The sequence below is a fragment of the Dokdonella sp. GW821-FHT11D02 genome, assembly GCF_058808595.1.
Genome location: NZ_CM179520.1, coordinates 1,991,358 through 2,016,977, shown reverse-complemented (window position 1 = coordinate 2,016,977; position 25,620 = coordinate 1,991,358). Strand labels below are relative to the sequence as shown.

Below are 25,620 nucleotides of genomic sequence, written 5' to 3'. Positions count from 1 at the left end.
AGCCTAACCAGCGGCGGCGCGTCTCGCCAGATGGAGTAGTCATGGTGACGCCGCAATGGGATGGTCTGCTGCTCGACGCGAGCCTGGCGACGATGGACGCGAACGGCACGCCGTACGGCCTGATCGAGCGCGGCGCGCTGGGCTGGAAGGATGGCGTCATCGCGTTCGCCGCCGCGCAAAGCGAACTGCCGGATCGGCCCGAGCGGCTCGCCAAGGAAATCCTCTCGGCCGCGGGTGCGTTGGTCACACCGGGCCTGATCGACTGCCACACCCACCTCGTGTTCGGCGGCGACCGCGCCGGCGAGTTCGAGCAGCGCTTGAACGGCGCCAGCTACGAAGAGATCGCGCGTGCCGGCGGCGGCATCCTGTCGAGCGTGCGCGCCACGCGTGCGGCCGGCGAAGACGAACTGGTGGCGCAGTCGCTGCCGCGCGCGCGCGCGTTGCGCAGCGACGGCGTCACCACGATCGAGATCAAGTCCGGCTACGGCCTCGACCTCGACAACGAACTGAAAATGCTGCGCGCGGCGCGGCGCATCGGTGCCGAGCTCGGCCTCGGCGTCAGCACCACCCTGCTCGCCGCGCATGCGCTGCCGCCGGAGTTCAAAGAACGCGCCGACGACTACATCGAGCTGATCTGCACGGAAATCCTGCCGGCCGCGGCGCGCGCAGGGCTGGCCGACATGGTCGACGCGTTCTGCGAGCGCATCGCGTTCTCGCCGGCACAGACGCGGCGCGTGTTCGAACGCGCGCGCGAACTCGGCCTGCCGATCAAGCTGCACGCCGACCAGCTCTCCGATCTCGGCGGCGCCGCGCTCGCGGCCGAATTCGGCGCGCGCTCGGCCGAGCATCTGGAACACACCAGCGAAGCGGGCGTGCGCGCGATGGCCAGCGCCGGCACCGTCGCCGTGCTGCTGCCGGGGGCGTTCTACGCGTTGCGCGAAACGCGCTCGCCGCCGATCGCGCAGTTCCGCGAATACGGCGTCGCGATGGCGGTCGCCAGCGATCTCAATCCCGGCACCTCGCCCCTGTTGTCGCTGCGGCTCGCGCTGAACATGGCTTGCATCGAGCTGCGCCTGACGCCGGAAGAAGCCTTGCGCGGCGCCACCGTGCACGCCGCGCGCGCGCTCGGGTTGGACGATCGCGGCACGTTGCGCGTCGGACAGCGCGCCGATTTCGTGCTCTGGAATGCACGCCACCCGGCCGAGCTGTGCTACTGGATCGGCGGCGGCCTGGCGCGCGACGTGCGCATCGCCGGACGCGCCTCGTGACGGCCTCGCTCGCGATCGAAGTCGTCGATGAAGTGATCGACGCCAGCATCCGCTGCGACGCCTGCGAAGCGGCCTGCTGCCGGCTGCCGGTGCTGCTGTTGCCGGGCGATGTGGTGCCGGTGTGGCTGACCGACGTCGACGAGTACGGTCTGGAGCACATGGCGCAGCGCGACGACGGCTGGTGCACCGCACTCGACCGCGACAGCATGCGCTGCACGATCTACGCCGAGCGCCCGCAGGTCTGCCGCGATTTCGCCATGGGCGGCGCCGGCTGCCTGATCGAGCGCGCCGAGTGGTACGGCGCGCCCACGCATGGCTGAGGCGGCGGCGCAGGCGTTCGACGCGATCGTGATCGGCGGCGGCGCCGCCGGGCTGATGTGCGCGCTGGTCGCCGGCCAGCGCGGCCGGCGCGTGCTCGTGCTCGAGCACGCCAATCGCGTCGGCAAGAAGATCCTGATGTCCGGCGGCGGCCGCTGCAACTTCACCAATCTCGGTGCCTCGCCGCAGAATTTCCTGTCCGCCAATCCGCACTACTGCAAGTCGGCGCTGGCGCGCTACACGCCGGCCGACTTCGTCGCGATGGTCGAGCGCCATCGCATCGCCTATCACGAGAAAGAACTCGGCCAGTTGTTCTGCGACGACTCGTCCAAGCAGATCGTGCGCATGCTGCTGGAGGAGTGCGCGGCCGGCGGCGTGCGCATCGAAACGAGCTGCGCGGTCGCCGGCATCCGCCAGCGCGAACGCGGCTTTCGCGTGACCACCGCGCGCGGCGACGCCGAAGCACCGTCGCTGGTGGTCGCCAGCGGCGGCCTATCGATCCCGAGCATGGGCGCGAGCGGCTTCGGCTACGAACTCGCGCGCCGCTACGGCCATCGCGTCCTGCCCACGCGCGCCGGTCTGGTGCCGCTGACCTTGAGCGGCAAACCGCTCGAACGCCTCGCCGATCTGGCCGGCGTGTCATTCCCGGTCGAAGCGCGTTGCAACGGCGCGCGCTTCCGCAACTTTCTTCTGGTCACTCATCGCGGCGTCAGCGGGCCGGCGATCCTGCAGATTTCTTCGTACTGGAATCCCGGCGACGAACTGCGCCTGGACCTGCTGCCCGATCGCGACGCGTTCGAATGGCTGCGCGCACAGCAAGCGGAACGCGCGGGCGCGGAACTGCGCAGCGTGCTCGCCGACGCCCTGCCCAAGCGTTACGCCCAGCGATTGTGCGAAACCGCGTTCGCCAACAAACCGATGCGCCAATACCGCGAGAGCGAGTTGCGCGTGATCGCGGCTCAATTGGCGGACTGGCCGCTGATCGCGAGCGGCACCGAAGGCTACCGCACCGCCGAAGTCACTCTCGGCGGCGTCGACACCGACGAACTGTCGTCCTCGACCATGCAATCGCGGCGCGTGCCGGGTCTCTACTTCATCGGCGAAGTGGTCGACGTGACCGGTTGGCTCGGCGGTTACAACTTCCAATGGGCTTGGGCGTCCGCACACGCTTGCGGCAACGCGCTGTAGTCGGGCGCGGAACCTGACTGCGCGGACGGGGTCCCATTTCTTGGGGGCTACTGAGATTGGAGGTGCCGCATGTCCGTCGTGCAGATCCGTTGCCCCAACTGCCAAGCCGAATTCGTCGACAGCCGCACCGATCGCAACGACGACGACCTCGCGCGTTGCCCGCGCTGCGGCACCGACATCGCCGCGCACTTGATCGAAACCACGCCGGTCGCGACACACGGCCGTGGACGCGTGGTGCACGCCGAGCCGATCGTCGCGACACCGCTCGAGGATGCTGCGATCGAAATCCGCAGCCGCTCGAATCGATAACGAAATGTATACGCCATCTTATTGATTCGATAGCGGAAAGATTCACAGCCGATTCAATCGTGCGATGCCATGGTGAAGTTCCGACTCGCACGGAACCCGCTCACGATGAAGAGGATGCTGACGAGGATGGCCGTGATGGCGATGACGCTCGCTGCGCCGCTGGTGTTCGCGCAATCGCACAACGAACCGATGAACGAGCAGCAGCAAGTTCAGCGTAACGAGCAGGAAATGCAGAATCGCACCAGCGAGCAGGCCGCGATGACGCCGGTGCCGTTCGATCAGCTCGACCTCAAGCAGGTCGGTTATCTGACCGAGCAGGATGTGGTCAACGATCCGTGGCTGTCGCGTAATTTCCGTCAGTGCGATACCGACCTGAACAAACAGGTCTCGCGTGCTGAGTATCGCAACTGCACCGCGACGGCGAAGCGTCCGATGGAAGAAGGCTGATCTTCGGCACAAGGTTGCGCATGCGAGCGACTGCTCGCGTGCGCGCCGGCATTTCGGGTCGTTCAGTGCGCGGTATCCACGCGCAATCCGGCCGCCTTCCAATCCGGAAAGCCGTCGCGCAGGCGGCGCGCACGCAGCCCGCATGCGCGCAGCATGGCCAGCGCCTGCGTCGAGAGCACGCAGTACGGGCCGCGGCAATAAGCCACCACTTCGCGCCTCTTCGGCAACTCGTCTAAACGCCGCTTCAACTCGTCGAACGGGATGTTGATCGCGCCGGGCAAATGACCGAGTTTGAATTCCTCGTGCGGCCGCACGTCGAGCAGGGTCACGCTGCGTTCGCGTAGGCGGCGCAGCAGTTCGCTGCGCGAAATCGCCTCCATCTCCTTGCCAGCCGCGGCGCCCTCGCGCGCCAGCTCGCCGATGCGAGCGCGCTGGTGTTCGGCGTACTGGCGCAGCGCCGTCAACACATTCGCGATCGGGCCGTCGCCGAGACCGTACAAAACTTGCTTGCCGCTGCGCCGCGCCTGCACGAAACCGCCGCGCTTGAGGTGCTGCAGATGCTGCGAGGCGTTCGCCACCGACAAACCGCTCAGCTCGGCTAGCCGCTCGACCGCGCGCTCGCCTTGCGCCACATGCTCGAGCAACGCCAAGCGATGCGCATGGCCGAGCGTGCGCGCGAGCGCGGCGAATTCGGCGAAGGCATCGGCTTGGATGTCACGAATGGGCATGCCGCACGATGCTAGCACGCAGCTTCATTCAATAGAAAAATTGAATGATATGATCCGCGCGTGCCGGCGACGGCGAATCGGAAGGAGCAAGATCGTGGACAAGACTTTCCTCGTGCAAGCGATCCTCATCGGCGCCGGCGCGACCGCAATGGTCGACCTGTGGGCGCTGAGCATGAAACGTTTGCTCGGCGTCGCCGGCCTGGACTGGAGCCTGGTCGGCCGCTGGTTCGGCCATCTCGCGCGCGGCCGCTTCACCCACGAGAGCATCACGCGCGCGGCGCCGATCCGCGGCGAGCTGGCGCTCGGATGGAGCGCGCACTATCTGATCGGCATCTTCTTCGCCGCGATCCTGCTGGCGATCTTCGGCCAGGCTTGGGCGCGCCAGCCGACCCCGCTGCCGGCCCTCCTGGTCGGCATCGCGACCGTCGTCGCTCCGTTCTTCGTGCTGCAGCCCGGCATGGGCGCCGGCATCGCCGCATCGAAAACGCCCAAGCCCAATGCGATGCGCCTGCGCAGCCTGGTCGTGCACACCGTGTTCGGCCTCGGCATGTATCTGTCAGGGCTGCTCTGGGCTAAGGTGCTGTGGAGCTAGACGCCGACTGCAGCGCCGCGTAGATCGCGTCCTTCTCCGTCCACAGCGCGTTCATCCAAGCCTGGAAACGCGCGCGGAATTCGGCGTCGTTCTGGTAGTCGCCACGCAGAAACTCAGGCGGGATCGGCCGCTCGCGCACGTCGATGCGCACTTCGCGCACGCGGTCGGCGAAGAGGTCGAGCAAGGTCGGACGCCGATCCGGATAAACCACCGTCACATCCAGAATCGTCTGCAGGCCCTCGCCCATCGCTTCGATCACGAAGGCGATGCCGCCTGATTTCGGTTTCAGCAGATGCCGGTACGGCGAGGCTTGCGCCTCGTGTTTGGTCGCGGTGTAGCGCGTGCCTTCGACGAAGTTCATCACCGCGACCGGAATCGAGCGAAACTTGGCACAAGCGCGCCGCGTCGCCTCGACGTCGCGCCCGGCCAGCTCCGGCCGCCGCTCGATCTGCTCGCGCGTGTAGCGCCGCATGAACGGGAAATCCAGCGCCCACCAGGCGAGCCCGAGCAAGGGCACCCAAAACAGCTCGCTCTTCAAGAAGAAACGCAGCAGCGGAATGCGCCGGTTGAATACTTTCTGCAGGACCGGAATGTCGACCCAGCTACGGTGATTGGCCAAGACCAGATAGTGCCCGTCGCGCCGCAGGCGCGCGTCCGCAGCGACGACGAAGCGCGTGTGCGTGCAGAGATCGATCAGGCGGCTGTTGACCTCGATCCAGCTTTCCGCAATCGCGGTCAGAGCATCGGTGCAGGCGCGGCGTATCGCGGCGATCGGCAACACCGCCTTGATCAAGGTGATCGCGAACAGCGGCAGCACATGCAGCACGGTGCTGAGCGCGATCAGGATCGCGGCCAGCGGCAGACGCAGGAAAACCGGCAGCACTCGCATGCGTTTCCAATCGATCGTCGATCGGCCCAGCCTAGCGGCGAATCGTTGCCGTGGCGAGCAGAGCCCTGATCCTCTTGCGGTGCAATCCCCTGCCTGCGCTACGCTTGCGCCCGCGGCTGCATCGCGGCCAGCGATCACTCTGGGGAGAAATTTCGATGGACAGTTCTTTTCTGCGCCGGCTCGCGCTGGCTTTTGCGCTGTGTGCGAACGCCGCCGGCTGGGCGCACGCCGAAGACGAAGCCACGCCCGCAACGCCCGCCGATACGGCCGTGCACGAGGCCTGGCAGACCGCCGCGGGTGCCGTGCAACGCGGCCCGCAGCGCGTCGCCTTGGCCCATCAGGCCACGCTCAATTTGCCCGAAGGCTACGGCTTCGTGCCGCCGGCGCAAGGCAAGGCGTTGATGGAAGCGATGGGCAACAGCATCGGCGACACATTTCTTGGCTTGATCCTCCCGCTCGGCGATGAGGAATGGATGGCCACGCTGGACTACGAGTCGGCCGGCTACATCAAGGACGACGACGCCAAGCATTGGAAGGCCGACGAATTGCTCGACGAACTCAAGCAAGGCACCGAAGAGGGTAACGAGCGCCGCGTGCAGCTCGGCTTCTCACCGCTCGAAGTGACGCATTGGATCGAACCGCCCGCCTACGACGACGCCACGCAACGGTTGGTCTGGTCGGTCGAGCTGCGCGAAAAGAACGCGCCGGCCGGAGCGGACAACACCGTCAACTACAACACCTACGTGCTCGGCCGCGAGGGATACGTTTCGCTCGACTTCATCAGTTCGCAGTCGCACATCGACGCGGAAAAGCCGATCGCCAGCCAACTGCTGGCGTCGATTTCCTTCGATCAAGGCAAACGCTACGCCGACTTCGACGCCACCACCGATCGCGTCGCCGGCTACGGCCTCGCCGCTCTGATCGGCGGCGTCGCGGCGAAGAAGCTCGGCCTCTTGGCGCTGGCCGGCGCGATGTTCGCGAAGTTCTTCAAGCTGATTGCGCTCGGCGTGGTCGCGCTCGGCGCGATGCTGAGGAAATTCCTGTTCGGCAAGAAGTCCGCTTCCTGAGGCAGCCGGCAGCGTTCCGGCTTCCGTTCTTCGAGCGCGGCACCGGCTTCGGCCGGCGCCGCTCTTGCGTCCGAGCATTTATCTGACTAGAGTCAGACAAATGCAGAACGACATCGACAGCATCCGCACGTTCAACCGCACCGTCACCCAGCGGCTCGGCGTGCTCAACGAAAAATTCCTCGGCCGCGATCGCCCCTACGTCGAGTCGCGGCTCTTGTTCGAGATCGGCAAGAACGGCGCGACCGTGCGCGAACTGCGCCAGCGTCTGGGCATGGATTCGGGCTTCGTCAGCCGCCTGCTGCGCGCGCTGGAAAGCAAGCAATTGGCGACCACGCAGGCGTCGGCGGAGGACGGCCGCGTCAAATACGTGCGCCTGTCGCGCGCCGGGCTGGCGGAGCTGCACAAGATCGACACGCTGTCGAACCAATTGGCGCAGTCGATGCTGGACGCCTTGAACGGCGAGCAGGCGCAGCGTCTGCTGACGGCGATGACCGAGGTCGAACGCCTGTTGCGCGCTTCCAGCGTGGAGATCGCGCCGGAAGATCCGACCGGCACCGATGCGCAGTGGTGCCTGCAACAATATTTCGGCGAACTCGACGCGCGCTTCGGCAGCGGCTTCGATCCCGCGCACGCCGGCGCCGTGTCCGACCTCGGCGACTACGTGGCGCCGCGCGGCAGCCTGCTCTTGGCGCGGCTGTACGGCAAGCCGGTCGGCTGCGGCGCGCTGCGCCGGCTCGAAGCCGGCGTCGGCGAGATCAAGCGCATGTGGATTTCACCGGACGCGCGCGGCCTCGGTCTCGGACGCCGCCTGCTCGGCGAACTCGAACGCGCCGCGCGGGCGCGCCGGTTGCACACGATCCGTCTCGACACCAACGGCTCGCTGGCCGAAGCCTTGCGGCTGTACCGCTCGTCCGGTTACGCAGAGATCGAGCGCTTCAACGACAACCCGTACGCGCAGCATTGGTTCGAGAAGAAGCTGCAATGAGAGCGCTCAGCTCCGCCGCAGCGCTTCGGTCGGGTCCAGATTCGACGCGCGCCGCGCCGGCAAATAGCTCGCGAGCAAGCCGACCGCGATCATCAAGAACGACATCGCCGCAAACGTGATGAGGTCGAGCGGCTGCACGCCGAACAGCAGGCTGCTCAGTGCTTGAGTGCCGGCCAGCGCCATCAGGATGCCGATCGCGATGCCGATGCCGATCACGCGCGCACCCTGCCCGACCACCATCGCGCGCACCTGTCCGACGCGCGCGCCGAGCGCCATGCGCACACCGATCTCGCGCGTGCGCTCGTCGACGACGTAGGACAACACCGCGTACAAGCCGACCGCACCGAGCACCAGCGCGAGCACCGAGGCGATGCCGAGGGTCAGCAAGGTGAAAGACAACTGCAGCATGGAGTCTTCGATCAGATACGCCATGGTGAAGACGCGATACATCGGCGCTTCCGGCGCGACCTCGCGCACCAGCGCGCGCACTTCGGGCGCGATGCTGTCCGCGCGTGTGCTCTTGAGCACGTAACCCGGCGAGGAAACCTGACGCCCGCCCTGCGGGGTGGTGTCGACCAGCGGAAAATAGACGACCGCTTCCGCCGGCGTCTGCAGACTGTCCTGCATGACATCGTCGACCACGCCGACCACGGTTTCCCACGCGGTCTGGTCGCGACGCTGCAGCCGCTGCCCGATCGCATCGCGCCCGGGCCACAGCGCGGCCGCGGCCGACTTGCTGACGATCACGTTGCCGAGCGATGAGCTGTGGTCGTCGGCGCCGAAGGCGCGGCCGGCCAAGAGCTTGATGCCCATCGTCTTGAAGTAGTCGCCGGCGGTGAAGGTGTAGTGCAGCAGCTTGCCCTCGTTGGTGTCGGCGCTCATCTGCTCGGTGCGGATCGGCATCATCGAGGTGTTCTCGTTGAGCGGCACGTTCTCGATCAGGCCGACCGACTCCACCCCCGGCAACGCCGCCAGGCGATCGAGGAAGGCGAGATTGAAGCGGGCGAACGACGGCGCATCCTTCAGCTCGGGCCGGCTCGGCGCGATCTGGAAGGTCAGGATGTCCTTGGTCTGATAGCCCGGATCGACCTTGCGCAGCTCGTACACGCTGCGCATCAGCAAACCCGAACCGATCAAGAGCGCCAGCGCCAGCGCGGTCTGGCCGACCACCAGTCCGTTGCGCAGCCAATGCTGCTGATAGGTCGATCCGCGACCGCCTTCGCGCAGCCGCGACAGATCGGGCGAGGAACCGCGCAAGGCCGGCAGGCCGCCGCAGATGAGCGCGGACACCGCCGCGGCGATGGCGGTGAACGCCAGCTCCGCCCAACCGATGTGCACTTCATCCAGCCGCGGAATGCGCGCCGGCGCCGAACTCAAGAAAATCGGCAAGGCGATCATCGCCAGCACCACGGCAACGCCGGCGGCGAGTGTGGCCACCAGCAGCGCCTCGGCCAGGTGCAGGCGCAGCAGGCGGCTGCGCGCGGCGCCGATCGCGCGCCGCACCGCCATTTCCTGGTGCCGTCCTTCGATGCGCACCAGAAACAGATTGGCCACGTTGGCGCAGGCGATCAGCAGCACCAGGCCGGTGGCCGCGAGCAGCACCCACAGCACGCCGGAGTAGTTTCCGAGCAGCGCGTCGTCGAGCCGGCTCACCACGGTGCGATTCTGTTCGATCAAGCGCTTGTAGCCTTGCGGCCCGCCGAAGCGTTCGGGCAGGCGCGCGGCCAGCGTGGTCAATTCGTCCGCGAGGGTCGGCATGGCCGCGGCCGGCGCGATGCGTCCGATCATTTCGGCGTCGAAGCGGCCGGGCCGGGTGATGTTCGCCGCGCGCACCGTGTTGGAGATCCACAGCGCCGTATCGTTGCGCGGAAAGCGGAAATCGGGCCCCATCACGCCGATCACCGTGCGCTGCTTGTCGCTGATGTCGTAAGTGCGGCCGATCACCGCCGGGTCCTGCCCGAACCAGGTCGTCCACAACGCGTGGCTGATCACCACGCTGCCGTCCTCGTCCTGCTCGGTCGGCAGGCGGCCGAGCATGGGCTTCACGCCGAGGGTCGAGTACAGCGAATTGGTCGGCTGCGACATGCGCACGCGCTCGACGCGCTCGCCCACGCGCAGGGTCGAGGTGAAGCTGTCGTACATCGCGACGTCCTGCAGCAGGCGCGACTGCTCTTTGTATTGCAGGAAGAATTCCGGCGCGACGCCGAGATCGCCCGGCATGCCCGACCCCGGCGCCGTCGCGGTGATGTAGACGAGGCGGTCGGGATCGGTGTACGGCAAGCGGTCGAGCAGCACCGTCTTGACCACCGCGAACATGCCGGCCAGCGCGCCGATGGCGAGGCCGAGCATGCCGACCGTGGTCAGGGTGAATGCCGGCGAGCGCCGCAGCGTGCGTGCGGCGTGACGCAAATCAGCCATCCAGTTGCTCGATCCCATACGATCCTCTGCTGCTGGCCGCCGCGCGGGACGACCGGGTTTGATGGCGCCGCTCTCGTCACACGCGACCTCGCGAGCGATGGAGCAAGCGCCGTGCCACTCGACGACTTTCATTCCAATCAACCACTTGCAGCGCAGATCCGTTCCGCCGTGTTCGCCAGCGAGCGGTCTTCGTCCGGAAGCGGACAGTCGGTTGGCAGCGTGGTCGAGCGCCCGGAGATGGCTTCTATGAAAAGTGCGGCCAGGGATGGCCACGGTTGGACTTACCCAGCAGGATGTCGGCCGGACGGCGATCGAGCCCCCAGGTCGCGGCGATCTATGGACGATCGCAAAAGTACATGTAGAGAAGTGGTGCCCGGCTCCGACTAACCCATGAACGCACCCATTCCGGGGGCGCATCGAAGAGGAATACGCCATGAAGTACATGCTGATGATGCACGCGCCGAAAGAAGGCTGGACCACCGCCGGCATCGGCACCTGGGCGCCGGAAGACATCCAGGCGCACATCCGTTTCATGATGGACTTCAACAGGAAACTGAAGGCGTCCGGCGAATTCGTCGACGCGCAAGGCCTGGCCGGCCCCGAGGAAGCGAAGATCGTGCGCGCCCGCGCCGACGGCACGCCCGACACCGACGGCCCGTTCGCCGAGACCAAGGAATTCTTGGCCGGCTTCTGGCTGCTCGACGTCGACAGCCCCGAGCGCGTGTACCAGATCGCCGCGCAGATCTCGCTCGCGCCGGGCAAGGGCGGCGCGCCGCTGTACCTGCCGCTGGAAGTGCGCCAAGTGATGAGTGCGCCGCCGGTCGAGTGACGATGGCCGCCGAGAACCGCGGCTTCGGGCCCCTGCTGCGCGAACTCGCGCCGCAGGTGCTCGGCGCGGTGGCGCGCCGTTTCGGCGACTTCGCCGCCGCCGAGGACGCGACGCAGGAAGCCCTGCTCGCCGCCGCCCTGCAATGGCCGACCGAAGGCCGCCCGGACAATCCGCGCGGCTGGCTGATCCAAGTCGCCGTGCGGCGCATGACCGACCAGCGCCGCGCCGACTTCGCGCGGCGCCAGCGCGAAGCCTTCCTGTACTTGTACGAGGTGGGTGAGGAAGCGGTCGAGCCGGCGTTCGACGAAGACGGCCTCGATCGCGAGGACAGCCTGATCCTGCTGTTCCTGTGCTGCCATCCGGCGCTGACGCACGCGTCCGCGATCGCGCTGACTCTGCGCGCGGTCGGCGGCCTGACCACGGCCGAGATCGCGCGCGCCTTCTTCGTGCCCGAGGCGACGATGGCGCAGCGGATCAGCCGCGCCAAGCTGACCATCCAGAACTCCGGCCTGCCGTTCGAGCTGCCCGACGAAGGCGAACGCGCGCAACGCCTGACCGCGGTGCTGCACGTGCTGTACCTGATCTTCAACGAAGGCCACACCGGCAGCGCCGGCGCCGACTTGCAGCGCGTCGACCTTGCCGGCGAAGCGATCCGCCTGACCCGCGCGCTGCACGCGCTGCTGCCGCGCGAGACCGAAGTCGCCGGACTGCTCGCTTTGATGCGCCTGACCGACGCGCGCCGCGCCGCGCGCAACCACGCCGACGGCGCGCTGATCCCGCTCGACGAACAGGACCGTTCGCTGTGGGACCACGACGCGATCGCCGAAGGCATCGCCCTGATCAGCGCGACCTTGCCGCGCGGCGCGGTCGGCTCCTATCAACTGCAAGCCGCAATCGCCGCCGTACACGCCGAAGCCGCGCGCGTCGAAGACACCGACTGGGCGCAGATCCAGGCGCTCTACAGTGTGCTGATGCGCCTGTCCGACAACCCGATGATCGCGCTCAACCACGCCGTGGCGGTCGCGATGACGCAGGGCGCGCAAGCCGGCCTCGCCCTGCTCGACGCGCTAGCCGCGAGCGGCAAACTCCCCGGCCACTACCGGCTCGACGCCGTGCGCGCGCATCTGCTCGAAAAGAGCGGCGACGCCGCCGCGGCGAAGGCGTGCTATCTCGCCGCCGCGGCGAAGACCGCGAGCGAGCCGGAGCGCAACTACTTGCTGATGAAGGCGGCGCGAGCGCAGGCGTGAGTCGTAGAATGGATTGCCTCGACGATCTCGACAAAGAGCGATGCAGTGAAATCGAAGACCGATTCCGATCGATGCGCTTTCCTCAGGCTCGGCCGCGCGCGCGACCTGCTGGCCGACGTGCGCGACGCGAACGTGTCGATCGAGGACGCCGCACGCGAGGCGGGTTTGTCGCCGTTCCACTTCATCCGGCGCTTCCGCGCCGTGTTTGGCGAAACGCCGCACCAGTTCCGCACGCGCGAACGGCTGAGCGCGGCGCAGCGCTTGCTCGCGCACGATCGTACGGTGACCGAGGTCTGCCTCGACCTCGGCTTCAGCAGCGTCGGCTCGTTCAGCACGCTGTTCGCGCGCCGCATCGGCGTCTCGCCCGCGCGCTACCAGCGCAGCCTGCGCCGCTCGGTCCACATTGCGGATTGGACGCCGCATCCGCCGAACTGCCTGCTGTGGATCGGCGGCTGTGATGCCACCGCAATTTTCGAGAAGACGCGGCGCCGGCATTGAGCGATGCTCGCCGTCTTCGCGAACTCTTGAGGAGGCAAGCCGGTGCGGATCAAGCTGATCAGTATCTTCGTCGACGACCAGGACAAAGCATTGCGCTTCTACACCGAGATGCTCGGCTTCAAGAAGAAGCACGACATTCCGATGGGCGGCCCGCGCTGGATCACGGTCGTCTCGCCCGACGGCCCGGACGATCTCGAACTCGTGCTGGAGCCGAACGGACATCCGGCCGCAAGCGCCTACCAGGCGGCGCTGCGCAAGGACGGCATTCCGGCCACCGCGTTCGAAAGCACCGCGATTCACGAGGAAGTGCAAAAACTCCAGCAACGCGGCGTGGTCTTCACGCTGGAGCCGCAGGCGGCCGGCGACGTCGTCATCGCGATCTTCTCCGACACCTGCGGCAATCTGATTCAGATCTATCAGAAGAACGCGTGAAGCGGCGCGCGACCGGCAGCTACAACAAGCCCAGCTGCGTCGCCTTCAAGGTCGCCGCCGCGCGCGTCGAACAATCGAGCTTGCGGAACACGCTTTCGACATGGGTGCGCACCGTGCTCGGACTGATCGAGAGCTTCTGCGCGGCAACCTTGTTGCTCGCGCCGAGGCTGATCCAGCGCAGCACGTCGCGCTCGCGTTCGCTGAGTAGCGCGGTCTGCGGCAAAGCGGGCGGCGCGAGCTTGGCCGCACGCGGCTTCTTCAGCAAAGCGCGCACGACCTCGAGATCGTAACGGCCGGCCGCCGCTTCGGCCGTCAGCATCGCATCCGCCTCGTGTTGCGCGTACGCGTCGCGCCACGGACGCGCGACGCGCAGAGCCGCCAGCGCGGCCGCGGCCGCGAGCAGGCGGCCCTCGATCGGAACGACTGCGGCCTTGGCTTCGCGAAAATAGCCCGAGCCGTCGCAGCGTTCGTAGGCGTACGAGGCGATCTCCGCTTCCGCCGCGAGCGAGCCGATCTGCCGCGCCGCGCGGCCGGTCCAGTACGGCACCAGGCGCACGCGTTCCCAGGCGGAGTCGGCGAGTTTCGCCGGTGTGTCCCAGATCATGTTCGGCACCGCGGCGCGGCCCATGCCGTGGATCAGTGCGGCGCGATACGCTCTCTGCTGCGCCGCCGGATCGAGGCCGAGTTCGAGCGCGGCGCTCTGCGTCAGCTGCGCCACCTCGCGCGAGTAGCCGGTCATCCACGGCAGTTTCAGATCGATCACGTGCGCGAGGATCTCGAGCGAGGTCGTGCGATCGGCGAACGCATCGAGTGCGCACGCGCCGGTCAGGAGCGGATCTTCCTGCAAAGCCTGCAGCCAGTGCGCGGCATTCGCGATCGTGGCTTCCGCGAGTGCGACCGGATACAGCGTGCCGGCGCGCTGGGCGATCAGCTTGCAAGCCTGGTCGAGGCCGTAAAGACGGCTGAAGATCTCCAGGTCGCCGGCGAGCGAGGCGGTGTAGACCGTGGTCGGTACCTCCTCGCCGCGCAATCCGTCCGGCGCGCCGCCGCCGTCGTGGCTTTCGAACAAGTGCCGCAGCGCGAATTGCGTCGCCTCGTCCAGTTCCAGCTGCTGCCCGATGTCGCCCGATACCTCGCAGTGGATGCGCGAGAGCGAGGTGAAGGCCGAGCCTTGGCGCGCCGCGCCGGAACGGAAGCCGCTGACGGATGACTGATTCGCCAGCAGTGCCTTGCGCCCGCCGACGTCGTCGCCGAACAGCTGCGCGAACTCGGGTGCGTTGGCGGTGCAGCCCGACCAGCGCAGCAAGCTGACCGCGACGGCGCGCGCGCAGGCTTCCTCGTCGGCGCCGACGGCGCGAGCGAGTTGCCCGGCCATCCAGGCGGCACGCGAGGAGTGATCGATCGGCTGGCCCATGGCGAGGTCGCCGACGAAGGCCAGCGAGCGCATCACATCCAACAGAGCAACGGCGGAGAGGTTCACGGAGAGGCGCACCCAGTAGGGGCTGAAAGTCTAGCGCCGCCGCCCTCGCCCGCCGCTCGGTCATTCGACCGATGGTGGGAGAGGAAGGCGCGGAGCAACCTAAGCCTCAAGGATGGACCGCCAAATCCACCCTCGACCCAGCAGTCCCACGCCTCAACCACTTTCCAGGAGAACCCTCATGAACCTCAAGACCCTCGTCCTCGCCAGCGCCGCCGCCTTGTCCGCATCCGCCACCGCCGGCGCCGCCGATCCGAAACCGGCCGCACCGGCGATCAAGAACGTCGTGCTGGTGCACGGCGCCTTCGCCGACGGCTCCGGCTGGCAGAAGGTGTATCAGCTGCTGCAGAAGGACGGCTACCACGTCAGCATCGTGCAGAACCCGACCACCTCGCTCGCCGACGACGTCGCCGTGACCAAGCGCGCCATCGCGCAGCTCGAAGGTCCGGTCGTGCTGGTCGGCCATTCCTACGGCGGCGCGGTGATTTCAGAAGCCGGTACCGATCCGAAGGTCGAGCGTCTGGTCTACATCGCCGCCTTCGCGCCGGACAAGGGCGAGTCGGTGCAGACCCTGATCGCCAACCCGCCGCCGGGCGCGCCGGTGCCGCCGATCCTGCCGCCGCAAGACGGCTTCCTCTTCCTCGACCGCGCCAAGTTCGCGGCCTCATTCGCCGCCGACGTGCCCGCCGAGGAAGCCCACTTCATGGCCGACTCGCAGGTGCCCTGGGGCGTGCAGGCGCTCGCCGGACAGATCACCGCCCCGGCCTGGCGCACGAAGCCGAGCTGGTACCTGGTCGCCACCGAAGACCGCATGATCCCGCCGCCGGCACAGCAGACGATGGCCAAGCGCATCGGCGCGAGCGTGGTCGAAGTGGCCGGCAGCCATGCGATCTACGTGTCGCAGCCGAAAGCGGTGGCCAAGTTGATCGAGCAGGCGGCGCAGGGAAAGAAATGAGCAATTGACGAGCGGGATGCCGCGCGCCCCACTTCGTCTCGCGGAAATCGAATCGCCGCTCTCACTTGGGGAGCGGCTTTTCTTGTGCTCGCAATCCGGCCGAAGCCGTTGGCGCAACCGAACCAAGACAGCGCTGCCGCTCCGATCGACGAGATAGCCGGTCAGCGAAAGGCGTCGCAGCGCTCGTGACCCGTTTGCGTTTCATAGAACCGATCGACGCTGGCCGACGACAGAATGCATACCCACGTCGCTTTCTCGCCGTCGATGTACTCGCCCTGCTTCAGCGTAACGAACGTGGGCTTGATTCCCGGCCCAAGAAACAGCCGCCGCGGGTTGTCGGCAAGGAACCGATCGGCATTCTCCACCTGATAGATCGCCGCCCCGGCCAGTCCTCGCGCGTAGCGTTTCGCCTTCGACGACGGTAAGCGACTCTGATCGAACTGTCCTGCGTAACGAAGAACGAGCCGGCCGCGGAACGCTTCATAGCTCAGATAAGAATTGCCGAACGTCGCGGCCATGCCGATCCGCTTGCCGTTGTCCGATCGCGGGATGGCGTGCAAGGTCACCGGTTTGTCGAGCCGGTCGAGCTTCCATTCCTGCGACAGCGCCGGGCCGCTGACGAGCAGCAGTCCAAGCAGCGCCGCAGACACGGTCTGTGCGAACGATGTCATGGAATGCTTCACTCAATGCGTTACGGACTTACGACGGTATCTTCCGGCCGCACGATTAGCCACTGGCGCAAGAAACGACTCAGCCAAGCCGGGAAGCGCAGGCGCGGGGTCCGCAACGACGCCAGCGCATCGTCGTCTGCGCATATGTCGACGCTCCTTGGCTGGGCTCAAAGCGGGCTTCGTAGCGGCTCTCATCTTGACGCCCTGCGATTGGTTCGCGCCGCGCACCACGGCGATTCTTTGCACATGTCTATTGGGCGATTGCGCCGATCTGTAACTTCCTCCGCACCGAGAACGCCCCGGCAACGGGCGCTTCCCACCATCGGAATTGAGGAGTCCCGCATGTGCTTGTGCCACCCCGGTAACGAATCACACCCCGGCCACGAATCGGTTCCGTCGCGCTACGCGACGCGGATCGGCGACATCGACGTGATGGTGATCAGCGACGGCGCCATGGCGATACCCGCCGACATCTTGGGCATCAACGTCGATGCGGCCGTGCGCGATGCCGCGATGCGCGACAGATTCCTGCCGCCGGTGATCGATTGGGGGCTCAACGTCGTCGTGGTGCACAGCGGCGGCCGCACGATCCTGATCGACGCCGGCGTGGGCTCGGAGATCTCGAACGCGACGCGCGCCGGTCGGCTCGCCCTGCGATTGGAGGGCGCCGGCATCGATCCCTCGTCCATCACCGACGTGGTGGCTACGCACATCCACATGGACCATATCGGCGGCCTGCTCGACGAGCGCCTCAGAAGTCGGATGCGCGCAGACCTGCGCATCCACGTGTCCGGCACCGACGTGGAATTCTTCGAGGCACCCGATTTCTCGCACAACACCTTCGGCGGCATTCAAGACGTCATCCGCTCGAGCGCGCGCAAGTTCCTCGATGCGTACCGCGGCGAGCTGCGGCCGTTCGACCAAGAGCACGAGGTCGCGCCCGGCGTCGTCGTCACGCGCACCGGCGGCCACACGCCCGGACACAGCGTGGTGCGCGTGGCGTCCGGCGGCGAGCGGCTGACCTTCGCCGGCGATGCCGTGGTCCCGGCCGGCGTCGAATACCCCGAATGGGAAAACGCCTTCGACCACGAACCCGAAGACGCGACCGGCGTGCGCGTCGGGCTCTTGCGCGAGGCGGCGAAGACCGGCGAGCTGTTCTTGGCCAGCCACTTGTCGTTTCCTTCGCTCGGTCGCGTCGCGGTCGCCGGCAACGCGTTCCGTTACGTGCCGATCAACTGGGCGTACTGAACGCTGCTCGTCACGCCGCGATCGACGATCCAAACGAAGCGATCACCGAGTCCGTCTCACGTCGCCATGCGCTGCGACTCCCGTTACGAGAGTCGCAGCGCGTTCACCAGCGCCGACAGCGCGGCCGGCTGATGCCGGCGGCTCGGGTAGTAGAGAAAGAAGCCGGGAATCGGCGGCGTCCAATCCTCCAGCACACGAATGAGCCGCCGCTTGGCGATGTCCGCCGCGACCTGCTCCTCATAGACCAGACCGAGCCCCGCTCCGGCCAGCACCGCCTGGATCACCAAGTGCGTGTCGTCGATGATGAGCGGGCCGGACACGCCGACCGTGACCGACTTGCGTCCGCGCTCGAACTCCCACCGATACGGCCCGCTCGGAAGGCGCAGCGTGATGCATCGATGATCGGCGAGATCGCTCGGCTTGTGCGGAATGCTTCGTGACGAGAAATAGCCGCGCGATCCCACCACGGCCAACCGCAGCGGCGGCGTCACGCGCACCGCGATCATGTCCTTCTGGATGTACTCGCCGAGCTGGATACCGGCATCGAACTCGCCCGCGACGAGATCGACCGGACCCGTCACGGTGACGACGTCGAGAACGATGTCGGGATAGGCCTCGGCGAAGGCCGTGAGCCGCGGCAGCAACACCATCACCGCGGCCGAACGCGACATCACGATGCGCAGCCGACCCGCAGGACGGCGCCGCAAACTCTGCGCCCGGTCCAAAGCCTGCGCGATCTGCTCCAACGCCGGCGACAGATCCTGCAACAGCGCAGCACCCGCCGCGGTCGGCGCGACGCTCTTCGTCGTTCGAGCCAGAAGATGCAACTCGAGCCGCTGTTCGAGCCGGCGGATCGTATGGCTCAGCGCAGATTGCGAAACACTCAGCTTCGCCGCCGCGCGCGTGAAGCTTCGCTCCCGCGCGACCGTCGCGAACGCCGCCAGCTCGGTCAGTTCGTTTCCCATCATTGATGAATACTACTCATGAGGCCTCCCTTCGCAACTGGGCTACTGCCATAAGTCGCCCCGCTCTAGGCTAGCTCGACAATCACGATTCGAGGGCCACTATGGATTCCGATGTTTCCGCTTTGCGAGCGATCGCGCAGACCTATTTCGACGCCGCCTACGAAATGGACGCCGAGAAATTCGCGTCCCTGTTCCATCCGTCGAGTTCGGTGACCAAGATCGGTGAAGACGGCGAGGTGAGTGTGACGCCGATTGCGGCGTGGTTGGCCGCCGTGCGCAATATCAGAGCGCCTAAGGAACAGGGGTTCGAACGTGACGATCGGATTTTGTCGATCGATGTCGAGAAGGGGCTTGCGGTGTTGAAAGTAAAGCTACGGGTGCCGCCGCGGGTGTTTACGGATGTGTTGTCGTGCTTGAAGATGCGTGGGGTGTGGAAGATTGTGCAGAAGGTGATGACTTCGGAGGCGTGGTAATCATCCGATTGAACGATGCATCTGCAGCCGATCCGCGCTAGAAGAGGTCGTTGTCGTGGTTGCGTCCTGCAGGGATCAAGCGCCCTCGACGCGAACGACACGGTCGATGAACGGCTGCAATAGGCCATAACCGAACAAGGAGATCACGGGAGCTGGAAGTCCCCTGTCGGGGGCACAAGGCATCCTCTACAGAGGGAGATACAGATGGCGCTTAGCGAGCGCGCCCATAAGAGTGCCGCGACAAAGTAGTCACACCAAAGTATGTGGTGAAAGGGGGACGGATGTACTTGGCTCAACTCAGCATTTCGAATTTCCGAAAGTTTAAGGAACTCCAAGTCCGGTTTCAGCCTGGGCTGAACATCATTGTGGGTGCGAACAACGTGGGCAAGACCGCCGTCGTCGATGCGCTGCGTGCGTTGCTTGCCGGCCACGACGAACCGCCACCGCGACTGGACATCGATGACTTGCACCGCCCAAAGGAAGGGAATCCAGCTGGCGACATCACGTTTCACTACGTATTCCGAGACCTCTCCCTAGACGACGAAGCAGATTTTCTGGCGGCACTGAAGCCCGACGACAATAGGAACCTGGAAGCGCATATCTATGTTCGCTATTCCGGCGCGGACGCCAGCGGGCGCCTTCGCATCAAACGCTGGTGTGGCGAACACGAAGACATTGGCCTGACCTCCGACATGCTGGAAAATCTGCGGGGCGTCTATCTGCAGCCGCTCCGGGACGCTGCGCAAAGCCTTCGACCGGGTCGTGCCAGCCAACTATCGCGGCTTCTGCAGATGCTGGCTGACGATGCCGGCCGCGACGGGATCAATCAGGCGCTGAGCGAACTCGATCAGAACCTCAGGACACACGCACCGATCGTCAATACGCAGAACGCAATTGCTACCCGCCACGCGTCCATGCTGGGCGAGCAGTTGGCGCAAGCGCTGGAGGTAGGGCTGAGCGCCAGCGATTTCCAGCGGCTGTCCTCCCGGCTTTCCATCCTCGTCGACAACTTCGAGATTGAACAGAACGGACTAGGTTTCAACAACCTGATCTTCATGGCGGTCGTGCTTAGCGAACTTGTAAAGAACGCCGAAGCCAGCTACCGGGGCTTGGTCATCGAGGAACCGGAAGCCCATCTGCATCCTCAGCTCCAATCCATCCTGCTGCGATATCTCGAAAGCATCCACACCAACGAAGGCGAGAAGTCAGTCCAGCTTTTCGTCACCAGCCACTCCCCGAACTTCGCCAGCATCGCGGATCTGGATTGCCTGACCTGCTTGGTGGACACCGGCACCGCGGTCGAGACGTTCTTCCCCAGGACCGTCGAGTTTGCGGCCGACAAGCGTGAGAAACTCAAGCGTTACCTGGACGTCACTCGTGCAGAGCTGTTCTTCGCCCGCCGCGTCATCTTCGTGGAAGGCGCGGCCGAACTTATGCTGATGAACGTGCTTGCGGCCAGGGCAGGTTTCGACCTGCGCCAGCACGCGGTGAGTCTCATTAGCATGGAAGGACTGAACTTTGACTCCTTCTTGCCGTTGTTCGGCGAGCAGGCGCTAAAGGTCCCCGCCGCACTGATCACCGACGCCGATCCCGCACAGGAACAAGACGGTGATGGCATTCCTCAGACGCTATATCCGGCGCTTGGAGATTCAGTAACCGTGTCCGCCAACACCGCGAAGATGAAGGAGAGGGAAGACCACTACGTCAAGGTCTTCCACGGCCTGAAGACGCTGGAATATGACCTCGCCCTGCATGCCGACAATCGCACGGCGATGCTGTCGGCACTGAAGGAATTGCATCCCAAGATCGGCGAAGCGGTGCAAGCGGCGGTCGGGGCAGCGGACGGGGACGCAGCCAAGGCAAAGGCCCTGTTCACCGGCATGTTCGAACGCCCGCAGGGCAACATCCAGAAAGGCAAATTCGGCCAGGCACTCGCGCAGATCCTGGTCAACCCGGAAACCCCCTGCGTCGTACCCGAATACATCCGCGAAGCTATGGCGCACGCCTGCCAATGCGAGACGCCTACCGCATGACTGCCTTGTCTGACGAGCAGCGCGCGGTCGTCGATGCGCCGACAGGCCCGTTGTCGGTAATCGCATGCGCTGGTAGCGGCAAGACGCGGACAGCCGTACACCGATTGGTCGAGATGCGGCGGCGCCTGGGAGAACAGCGGGGGCGGGTTGCACTGCTCTCGTTCTCCAATGTCGCCGTTGACACCTTCCGCGAAAACTATCGGCATCTCGCACAAACCCTGCCGACCACCGTCGGAAGGGACAGAGTCGACATCGACACACTGGATGCGTTTATCACGACCCACGTCCTGAGGCCGCACGGGCATCGCACGATGGGCGCGCAGCAAACGGCATACCTGGTTTCTGGAAGCGAGCCATTCCTCGCAGGCTTCACGTTTATGACACCGCAGCGGTTTCCCCTGAGCATCACGATGATGCGCGTTGGATTCCGTAACGGCGACTTTCATTTCTTCTATAGCGTCCACAGTCAGAGTGTGGATTTGAACAGTGCGGCAGCCCTGAACCTCATCGCCCGCCTCGGCAGGACGGGCGCATATACGCATGACCTCGGTCGGTACTGGTGTCAACGAGCCTTGCGCGAGCAGCCAGCCATTCTCCGGGCACTGGTTCGTCGCTATCCACATGTCCTGATTGACGAATCGCAGGACATCGGCCCTTGTCACCAAGCCATCCTCGATCTGCTTGCAGGTGCTGGAATGGAGATTTCCCTGATTGGCGACCCCAATCAGGGCATCTACGAGTTTTCCGGGGCGGACGGCAGGTTCCTGACCGAGTACGGAAATCGCGCAGGCATCCGTTCGTTCTCGCTCACCAAGAACTATCGCTCGGTTCCCGCGATTCTCGCTCTAGCCAATCAGCTATCGAACCGCAACGACACTCACGATAGGGATGCGCCCGATACGGTACATGGCGCCTTCTTCATCTCTTATCGCGGCAACGACCGGGATCAATTGATCGAAACCTTCGAGGCGACCGTCACGGCAGCCGGACTCGATCACAGTCGTTGCGCCATTCTTTGCCGCGCGGTGAAGCTGGCAGATGAGCTCTCTGGCGCCGATACGCCCGTCGGGCGCGGACTCGTCAAGGGATTCGCCCTCGCTTCGATCCTCCGGGACAAGCGTCGTCACTACAGGCGCTCCTTCGAGGCGCTGGCGCGCTGCATCGTCGGCCTGCTGGACAGTCCGCCGGACAACCTGCTTGTGGCGTTGCTAACCCCGTCCAGGTATCCCGAGATACGGCCCCTGCGGCGGCTTCTGTGGCAGTTTGTCCGAGATCCGGATACGGGGCTGCCTCCGTCCACGTTGCTCGCTGACACTGAGTGGCTTCCCCTCCTGCTTGACCGCGTGCGCCAGATGCTGGCCACCCTCCAAAACCAGTTCGGGCTGACTCCCGTCAATAGCTTGGGGGCTAAGCTGACACGACGCGACCTGCCGCATGCTTCGCTTGTAGCCGCGGACGACCTCGGAACTCAGCGCAATACCCGGATCCGGATTGATACCGTACACAAGGCCAAAGGGGAGAGCCTCGACGCCGTGCTTTACGTAGCGACGAAGGAACATATCGAAGCGATGCTGGACGGTGTTGCGACCGAAGTCGGCCGTATTGGCTACGTCGCCGTCACGCGGGCCAGGAACTTGCTTTGGCTCGGCGTCCCCGCGGCTGCCCTGCCGGGTCTTCGCCAGCGCTTGCTGGACGCTGGGTTTCGCGAGGTTGGCACAGCTTGAGGGCACACTTGCTTTCAGCAACATGCCGTGAATCAGACCTGCGGTAGCCCGTCGGTGGATGGGCTAAAGTGGCCACTCAATAGCGGCCAATCTTGCTTTCACTTGGTTTCCATATTCTGGCTCTATCTGCAGCGCGAAGGATACAAGCCCCTGCAGGTGATTCCGCAAACCTGTAACCGAGGCGAAACCACGCGCCCGCACATGACCCACAGGACCTATGGCTGGGTTCTCAAGGTAGTACAGATGCTGACGGAGGTTTGCTTTGAAATCACGAGGCAACTTGGGCGACGTTCCATCCACCAAGAGACCCAATGCCAGCTTTCGGCCTCCCGCAGGAGAAATGGCTGTCTTGGCGGAATTTGCACCCAAACCCCACTTCCCGAGGGCCGCAGTAACCTTACCAACAACTGCGCGCGCATTTAATCGACTGAAATCGTCTCGACGCGTGGACAGTAGCATGTCGTCGGCATACCGTGTGTATGTCAAGCCAAAAGCCTTTGCCACTGAAGCGATTTCCTTATCAACTTCTTGAACCGCTAAGTTCGCCAACATGGGGCTGCTCGGCGCTCCTTGCGGCAGATGTCCTATGCGCGGTCCGGTTGTCGGATTCCAAGCTTCGTAGCTAGGAATCGCAGTCCACTTTTCTCGATCCAGATGCCAACGGCGGGTACTGCGTATCCGCGACTTGCCGCCCATACGCGTACAAAGTCGCGCAAACTCGAAAGCGACCAAGCGTTGATAGCCCAAGCTGTGAAAAACCCGATACACAGCAATCTCGTTGATTGACTCGAAGAAGTTCCTTATGTCGATCTTGATAAGCCATCGGCAACCGCAATGGCCAGCAACAGCCTCGTAAAGCGTATCTCCCTTCGAGAATGCGACGCTGGCCTCGTGAGGTTTGGCGTACGCAAGGATTTTTTGAGTGATCCAGCGCTGAACCTTCAACAGTGCTGGCTCCGGCACTGCGATCGTACGGTAACGAATCCAGCCGTTCAGGGGTCTCTTGTGAATCCTGAAGGTGGTGTATGGGTCGAAACTCTCCCGGGATGCGTATTTCCTCAGGAGACCATAGGGTGTATCGGACAAGTGAGCCAGATGCCGCAATGAAAGCACCGGCGGAAGCTCAGGGTTCACCCGCAGCACGCACTCAGCAGCGGCAATGGCGTTTTCGACCACCGCGGGATTGACGCCAGTCTTTAGAGCACCGGCTCGAAAGGATTGAGAGCGCCAACGTGTCATCTACTTCGACACCTTCGGGTGAGACGCGTCGCGCTGTGAAGCAAGTCTTCGCCGCGTCCGCTCGCGGGCACAGCGCGACGCGCCTTGCTTCAAGCGGACGCTAGGTCTAAGAGCAACAGAACTCTGCGCTCCAAGACGAGCAGTAACGTGTACCGCTCGCCAGGGCCGGCTTTTCACCAGCTCAACTAGACGGATCACGTTGGCGCTCTCAATGACTTGGGATAATAAGGCTCTTCAGGAACGCTAGGAAAGCCTGGCTTCTTGGCGGGGACTATTCGCGCCCGCCTGAGTTCGGCGTGGCCCTCATCCGCAACACGGTTTCTTCCATCAAGCCACCCCAGCTTGAGTCCTCGGGCTATCGCCGCTTCGACTTCAAACAGAGTGAGCCTTGTCTTTCTGGAGACGGCTTCTGGCGTCCGCGGAGGCTTGCTCAACGCGGCCATGACCAGAAGAAGGTTACGCTTGCCGGACGGGACGGCCTTCAATTCTGGGTGAGCTAGCCTGCTCTGCCCCATCTTTTCCAGACGCGCACGTACTTCCTCGGCTGCGTCTTCAACGGTGAAGTCGGCTCGAGTGCTCGTAGTCAATCGAACCGGGAACAGCGGCTCCCAACCACTGGCCTTCTTGAACAGCATTGCAGGGCAGTTGTTCGGTGCTCCATGAGCGAAGGCGATCAAGGCGCCCACTTCGCCAAATCCCATCGCGGGCATCTTCTTGTCAGGTTTCTTTCGCTCACACAAGCTGATGACTTCTTGCCTGTCTGCCGGACTCAGGCTGGTGGAAACAGTAGGGCACGCACATACGGTCGACACGAGGGGGGCTGATGGATGCGACTGCACCCGCTTTATCCCTTTCAGCGAACCAGAGTAGGCAACCACCTCAAAGCCCATCCCGTTGCTGGCCCGCAATGACCACCAGCTCCTCACGGAGCGCACGCGCCAAGCTGCTTGTAGGTACTTCCATGCGCGATCGCCGGAACCTATGAAATCGGTGACCAACATGAAGCGACGAATGGACTTCTTACGGATCGTGTCTGGCCCGGGATGGTTGATAGCGAGACCTTTGCGTTCACGACAGATTTCCGTGACCAACTGGGCGACAATGCCTTCGCTTCCCACGTCGGGATCATATCGACGCGTGGGCGCCACGGGTGCGGGACCGACTCCATGCGCTCTTTTTGGACGACGGGTGGATTCCTTGAACAGACGATGGGGGATGCCCTTTCGGCTTGGAAGCTCTCTCTCCACGTAGATCCCGACGGGACCTGATTCGGCATCAAGGCGTCGGAGGATTGCACTTCTTAGCCGCTCGGCGAACTCATCGCGAGAGACCAGCAGCATTTCTTCGAGAATCGTTCTCGCTATCTGCTGGTCGGGGGGATCAAATTGCGACAGCCAGGCTTGGGTAGTCGAGGCCTTCAAGAAAGTCGCGTTGCCTGCCATGCAATGCCCCCAATCTCACTCATCTAGTCAGATGCTGGTTCTGTTGTCATACCACGGACGCCCGCTCAATACTAACCAAGGTGCGAAGCTCTTCGATTTTGAATAGCGCGGATTATTTGAGTTAACAAGTTAAATGTCTGCTTTGGATCGAAAGCTGCCCTTGACTGCAGGCGAGAAG

The 25,620-nt window shown here is 64.7% G+C and carries 25 protein-coding genes and 1 pseudogene; 17 read left to right on the top strand and 9 right to left on the bottom strand.

All coding sequences use genetic code 11. From position 1 onward, the window contains the following. Nucleotides 1-41 precede the first annotated feature (41 nt). The 5 genes from hutI (at nucleotide 42) to AC3QL3_RS08430 (ending at nucleotide 3,530) form a co-directional block, all read left to right on the top strand. Entirely contained in the window at nucleotides 42-1,268 is a 1,227-nt protein-coding gene (hutI, locus tag AC3QL3_RS08450; RefSeq protein ID WP_492897943.1) for an imidazolonepropionase, read from the top strand. After that, a complete protein-coding gene (locus AC3QL3_RS08445; RefSeq protein ID WP_492897941.1) occupies nucleotides 1,265-1,588 on the top strand; it encodes a YkgJ family cysteine cluster protein in 324 nt (107 codons plus the stop codon). The genes hutI and AC3QL3_RS08445 overlap by 4 nt, the downstream gene beginning before the upstream one ends. After that, nucleotides 1,581-2,774, top strand: a complete 1,194-nt coding sequence (locus AC3QL3_RS08440; RefSeq protein ID WP_492897939.1) for a BaiN/RdsA family NAD(P)/FAD-dependent oxidoreductase — start codon at nucleotides 1,581-1,583, stop codon at nucleotides 2,772-2,774. The genes AC3QL3_RS08445 and AC3QL3_RS08440 overlap by 8 nt, the downstream gene beginning before the upstream one ends. Nucleotides 2,775-2,843: 69 nt before the next feature. Then, entirely contained in the window at nucleotides 2,844-3,083 is a 240-nt protein-coding gene (locus AC3QL3_RS08435; protein WP_492897937.1) for an MJ0042-type zinc finger domain-containing protein, read from the top strand. A gap of 114 nt (nucleotides 3,084-3,197) precedes the next feature. Beyond that, complete coding sequence (locus AC3QL3_RS08430) at nucleotides 3,198-3,530, top strand: hypothetical protein (RefSeq protein WP_492897935.1); 333 nt, start codon at nucleotides 3,198-3,200, stop codon at nucleotides 3,528-3,530. Nucleotides 3,531-3,592: 62 nt separating this feature from the next. On the opposite strand, the gene AC3QL3_RS08425 is transcribed toward AC3QL3_RS08430, so the two are convergent. After that, the gene (locus AC3QL3_RS08425) at nucleotides 3,593-4,258 is read right to left on the bottom strand and encodes an ArsR/SmtB family transcription factor (protein WP_492897933.1); all 666 of its coding nucleotides are present in this window, start codon (nucleotides 4,256-4,258) and stop codon (nucleotides 3,593-3,595) included. Between the two features lie 94 nt (nucleotides 4,259-4,352). Here AC3QL3_RS08425 and AC3QL3_RS08420 point away from each other — a divergent pair, with 94 nt between their 5' ends. Further along, nucleotides 4,353-4,850: a DUF2938 domain-containing protein gene (locus AC3QL3_RS08420; protein ID WP_492897931.1), complete on the top strand. Its 498-nt coding sequence runs from the start codon at nucleotides 4,353-4,355 to the stop codon at nucleotides 4,848-4,850. Here AC3QL3_RS08420 and yihG read toward each other — a convergent pair. Further along, on the bottom strand, nucleotides 4,831-5,739 hold the full coding sequence (gene yihG, locus AC3QL3_RS08415; protein WP_492897930.1) for a 1-acylglycerol-3-phosphate O-acyltransferase, YihG family: 909 nt from the start codon (nucleotides 5,737-5,739) through the stop codon (nucleotides 4,831-4,833). The genes AC3QL3_RS08420 and yihG overlap by 20 nt on opposite strands. Before the next feature lie 155 nt (nucleotides 5,740-5,894). On the opposite strand from yihG, the gene AC3QL3_RS08410 reads away from it, so the two are divergent. Next, nucleotides 5,895-6,806 (top strand): DUF2167 domain-containing protein, encoded by a 912-nt coding sequence (locus AC3QL3_RS08410; RefSeq protein ID WP_492897929.1) that lies wholly within the window; start codon nucleotides 5,895-5,897, stop codon nucleotides 6,804-6,806. Between the two features lie 100 nt (nucleotides 6,807-6,906). Further along, nucleotides 6,907-7,791, top strand: a complete 885-nt coding sequence (locus AC3QL3_RS08405; protein ID WP_492897928.1) for a GNAT family N-acetyltransferase — start codon at nucleotides 6,907-6,909, stop codon at nucleotides 7,789-7,791. Nucleotides 7,792-7,797: 6 nt separating this feature from the next. Here the strand turns inward: AC3QL3_RS08405 and AC3QL3_RS08400 are convergent, their stop codons facing one another. Continuing rightward, nucleotides 7,798-10,209 carry an ABC transporter permease gene (locus tag AC3QL3_RS08400; protein WP_492897927.1) on the bottom strand — a complete coding sequence of 804 codons (2,412 nt, stop codon included), beginning with the start codon at nucleotides 10,207-10,209 and terminating at the stop codon, nucleotides 7,798-7,800. 433 nt (nucleotides 10,210-10,642) lie between these two features. Between AC3QL3_RS08400 and AC3QL3_RS08395 the strand changes: the two genes are divergently transcribed. Genes AC3QL3_RS08395 through AC3QL3_RS08380 form a run of 4 tightly spaced genes read left to right on the top strand, consistent with a single transcriptional unit; the run spans nucleotide 10,643 to nucleotide 13,215 of the window. Then, nucleotides 10,643-11,038: a YciI family protein gene (locus AC3QL3_RS08395; protein WP_492897926.1), complete on the top strand. Its 396-nt coding sequence runs from the start codon at nucleotides 10,643-10,645 to the stop codon at nucleotides 11,036-11,038. A gap of 2 nt (nucleotides 11,039-11,040) precedes the next feature. Next, nucleotides 11,041-12,285: an RNA polymerase sigma factor gene (locus tag AC3QL3_RS08390; RefSeq protein WP_492897925.1), complete on the top strand. Its 1,245-nt coding sequence runs from the start codon at nucleotides 11,041-11,043 to the stop codon at nucleotides 12,283-12,285. A 45-nt stretch (nucleotides 12,286-12,330) separates the two neighbouring features. After that, a complete protein-coding gene (locus AC3QL3_RS08385; protein ID WP_492897924.1) occupies nucleotides 12,331-12,783 on the top strand; it encodes a helix-turn-helix domain-containing protein in 453 nt (150 codons plus the stop codon). A 42-nt stretch (nucleotides 12,784-12,825) separates the two neighbouring features. After that, nucleotides 12,826-13,215: a VOC family protein gene (locus tag AC3QL3_RS08380; RefSeq protein WP_492897923.1), complete on the top strand. Its 390-nt coding sequence runs from the start codon at nucleotides 12,826-12,828 to the stop codon at nucleotides 13,213-13,215. Between the two features lie 19 nt (nucleotides 13,216-13,234). Here AC3QL3_RS08380 and AC3QL3_RS08375 read toward each other — a convergent pair whose 3' ends face one another. Then, nucleotides 13,235-14,695 (bottom strand): HD domain-containing phosphohydrolase, encoded by a 1,461-nt coding sequence (locus AC3QL3_RS08375; protein WP_492897922.1) that lies wholly within the window; start codon nucleotides 14,693-14,695, stop codon nucleotides 13,235-13,237. Nucleotides 14,696-14,873: 178 nt separating this feature from the next. Between AC3QL3_RS08375 and AC3QL3_RS08370 the strand changes: the two genes are divergently transcribed. Beyond that, nucleotides 14,874-15,647, top strand: coding sequence for an alpha/beta fold hydrolase (locus AC3QL3_RS08370; protein ID WP_492897921.1), 774 nt, complete (start codon nucleotides 14,874-14,876; stop codon nucleotides 15,645-15,647). A 161-nt stretch (nucleotides 15,648-15,808) separates the two neighbouring features. Here the strand turns inward: AC3QL3_RS08370 and AC3QL3_RS08365 are convergent, their stop codons facing one another. Continuing rightward, nucleotides 15,809-16,318, bottom strand: coding sequence for a hypothetical protein (locus AC3QL3_RS08365; RefSeq protein WP_492897920.1), 510 nt, complete (start codon nucleotides 16,316-16,318; stop codon nucleotides 15,809-15,811). Between the two features lie 342 nt (nucleotides 16,319-16,660). Between AC3QL3_RS08365 and AC3QL3_RS08360 the strand changes: the two genes are divergently transcribed. Next, nucleotides 16,661-17,566 carry an MBL fold metallo-hydrolase gene (locus AC3QL3_RS08360; protein WP_492897919.1) on the top strand — a complete coding sequence of 302 codons (906 nt, stop codon included), beginning with the start codon at nucleotides 16,661-16,663 and terminating at the stop codon, nucleotides 17,564-17,566. Between the two features lie 83 nt (nucleotides 17,567-17,649). On the opposite strand, the gene AC3QL3_RS08355 is transcribed toward AC3QL3_RS08360, so the two are convergent. Both AC3QL3_RS08355 and AC3QL3_RS08350 read right to left on the bottom strand, forming a co-directional pair. Further along, the gene (locus AC3QL3_RS08355) at nucleotides 17,650-18,333 is read right to left on the bottom strand and encodes a LysR substrate-binding domain-containing protein (protein WP_492898898.1); all 684 of its coding nucleotides are present in this window, start codon (nucleotides 18,331-18,333) and stop codon (nucleotides 17,650-17,652) included. A 69-nt stretch (nucleotides 18,334-18,402) separates the two neighbouring features. Then, a pseudogene (locus tag AC3QL3_RS08350) lies at nucleotides 18,403-18,531 on the bottom strand (LysR family transcriptional regulator); the annotation flags it as partial. A 101-nt stretch (nucleotides 18,532-18,632) separates the two neighbouring features. Here AC3QL3_RS08350 and AC3QL3_RS08345 point away from each other — a divergent pair. From AC3QL3_RS08345 to AC3QL3_RS08335, 3 genes are all read left to right on the top strand, one after another. After that, nucleotides 18,633-19,004, top strand: a complete 372-nt coding sequence (locus AC3QL3_RS08345) for a nuclear transport factor 2 family protein (protein WP_492897918.1) — start codon at nucleotides 18,633-18,635, stop codon at nucleotides 19,002-19,004. Between the two features lie 281 nt (nucleotides 19,005-19,285). After that, nucleotides 19,286-21,037, top strand: a complete 1,752-nt coding sequence (locus AC3QL3_RS08340) for an ATP-dependent nuclease (RefSeq protein WP_492897917.1) — start codon at nucleotides 19,286-19,288, stop codon at nucleotides 21,035-21,037. Beyond that, nucleotides 21,034-22,761 (top strand): UvrD-helicase domain-containing protein, encoded by a 1,728-nt coding sequence (locus AC3QL3_RS08335; protein WP_492897916.1) that lies wholly within the window; start codon nucleotides 21,034-21,036, stop codon nucleotides 22,759-22,761. Before AC3QL3_RS08340 ends, AC3QL3_RS08335 begins: the two co-directional genes overlap by 4 nt. Before the next feature lie 63 nt (nucleotides 22,762-22,824). Here the strand turns inward: AC3QL3_RS08335 and AC3QL3_RS08330 are convergent, their stop codons facing one another. Both AC3QL3_RS08330 and AC3QL3_RS08325 read right to left on the bottom strand, forming a co-directional pair. After that, nucleotides 22,825-24,000, bottom strand: coding sequence for a reverse transcriptase family protein (locus AC3QL3_RS08330; RefSeq protein WP_492897915.1), 1,176 nt, complete (start codon nucleotides 23,998-24,000; stop codon nucleotides 22,825-22,827). Between the two features lie 194 nt (nucleotides 24,001-24,194). Further along, nucleotides 24,195-25,442 carry a phosphoribosyltransferase-like protein gene (locus AC3QL3_RS08325; protein WP_492897914.1) on the bottom strand — a complete coding sequence of 416 codons (1,248 nt, stop codon included), beginning with the start codon at nucleotides 25,440-25,442 and terminating at the stop codon, nucleotides 24,195-24,197. Between the last annotated feature and the right edge of the window lie 178 nt (nucleotides 25,443-25,620).

What these genes read in the sequence shown, in the direction of transcription:
- AC3QL3_RS08330 (WP_492897915.1), bottom strand. Translation starts at nt 24,000, where the DNA reads ATGACACGTTGGCGCTCTCAATCCTTTCGAGCCGGTGCTCTAAAGACT.
- AC3QL3_RS08425 (WP_492897933.1), bottom strand. Translation starts at nt 4,258, where the DNA reads ATGCCCATTCGTGACATCCAAGCCGATGCCTTCGCCGAATTCGCCGCG.
- AC3QL3_RS08440 (WP_492897939.1), top strand. Translation starts at nt 1,581, where the DNA reads ATGGCTGAGGCGGCGGCGCAGGCGTTCGACGCGATCGTGATCGGCGGC.
- AC3QL3_RS08435 (WP_492897937.1), top strand. Translation starts at nt 2,844, where the DNA reads ATGTCCGTCGTGCAGATCCGTTGCCCCAACTGCCAAGCCGAATTCGTC.
- AC3QL3_RS08340 (WP_492897917.1), top strand. Translation starts at nt 19,286, where the DNA reads ATGTACTTGGCTCAACTCAGCATTTCGAATTTCCGAAAGTTTAAGGAA.
- AC3QL3_RS08390 (WP_492897925.1), top strand. Translation starts at nt 11,041, where the DNA reads ATGGCCGCCGAGAACCGCGGCTTCGGGCCCCTGCTGCGCGAACTCGCG.
- AC3QL3_RS08335 (WP_492897916.1), top strand. Translation starts at nt 21,034, where the DNA reads ATGACTGCCTTGTCTGACGAGCAGCGCGCGGTCGTCGATGCGCCGACA.
- AC3QL3_RS08345 (WP_492897918.1), top strand. Translation starts at nt 18,633, where the DNA reads ATGGATTCCGATGTTTCCGCTTTGCGAGCGATCGCGCAGACCTATTTC.
- AC3QL3_RS08410 (WP_492897929.1), top strand. Translation starts at nt 5,895, where the DNA reads ATGGACAGTTCTTTTCTGCGCCGGCTCGCGCTGGCTTTTGCGCTGTGT.
- hutI (WP_492897943.1), top strand. Translation starts at nt 42, where the DNA reads ATGGTGACGCCGCAATGGGATGGTCTGCTGCTCGACGCGAGCCTGGCG.
- AC3QL3_RS08325 (WP_492897914.1), bottom strand. Translation starts at nt 25,442, where the DNA reads ATGGCAGGCAACGCGACTTTCTTGAAGGCCTCGACTACCCAAGCCTGG.
- AC3QL3_RS08360 (WP_492897919.1), top strand. Translation starts at nt 16,661, where the DNA reads ATGTGCTTGTGCCACCCCGGTAACGAATCACACCCCGGCCACGAATCG.
- AC3QL3_RS08405 (WP_492897928.1), top strand. Translation starts at nt 6,907, where the DNA reads ATGCAGAACGACATCGACAGCATCCGCACGTTCAACCGCACCGTCACC.
- yihG (WP_492897930.1), bottom strand. Translation starts at nt 5,739, where the DNA reads ATGCGAGTGCTGCCGGTTTTCCTGCGTCTGCCGCTGGCCGCGATCCTG.
- AC3QL3_RS08400 (WP_492897927.1), bottom strand. Translation starts at nt 10,209, where the DNA reads ATGGCTGATTTGCGTCACGCCGCACGCACGCTGCGGCGCTCGCCGGCA.
- AC3QL3_RS08395 (WP_492897926.1), top strand. Translation starts at nt 10,643, where the DNA reads ATGAAGTACATGCTGATGATGCACGCGCCGAAAGAAGGCTGGACCACC.
- AC3QL3_RS08365 (WP_492897920.1), bottom strand. Translation starts at nt 16,318, where the DNA reads ATGACATCGTTCGCACAGACCGTGTCTGCGGCGCTGCTTGGACTGCTG.
- AC3QL3_RS08370 (WP_492897921.1), top strand. Translation starts at nt 14,874, where the DNA reads ATGAACCTCAAGACCCTCGTCCTCGCCAGCGCCGCCGCCTTGTCCGCA.
- AC3QL3_RS08430 (WP_492897935.1), top strand. Translation starts at nt 3,198, where the DNA reads ATGCTGACGAGGATGGCCGTGATGGCGATGACGCTCGCTGCGCCGCTG.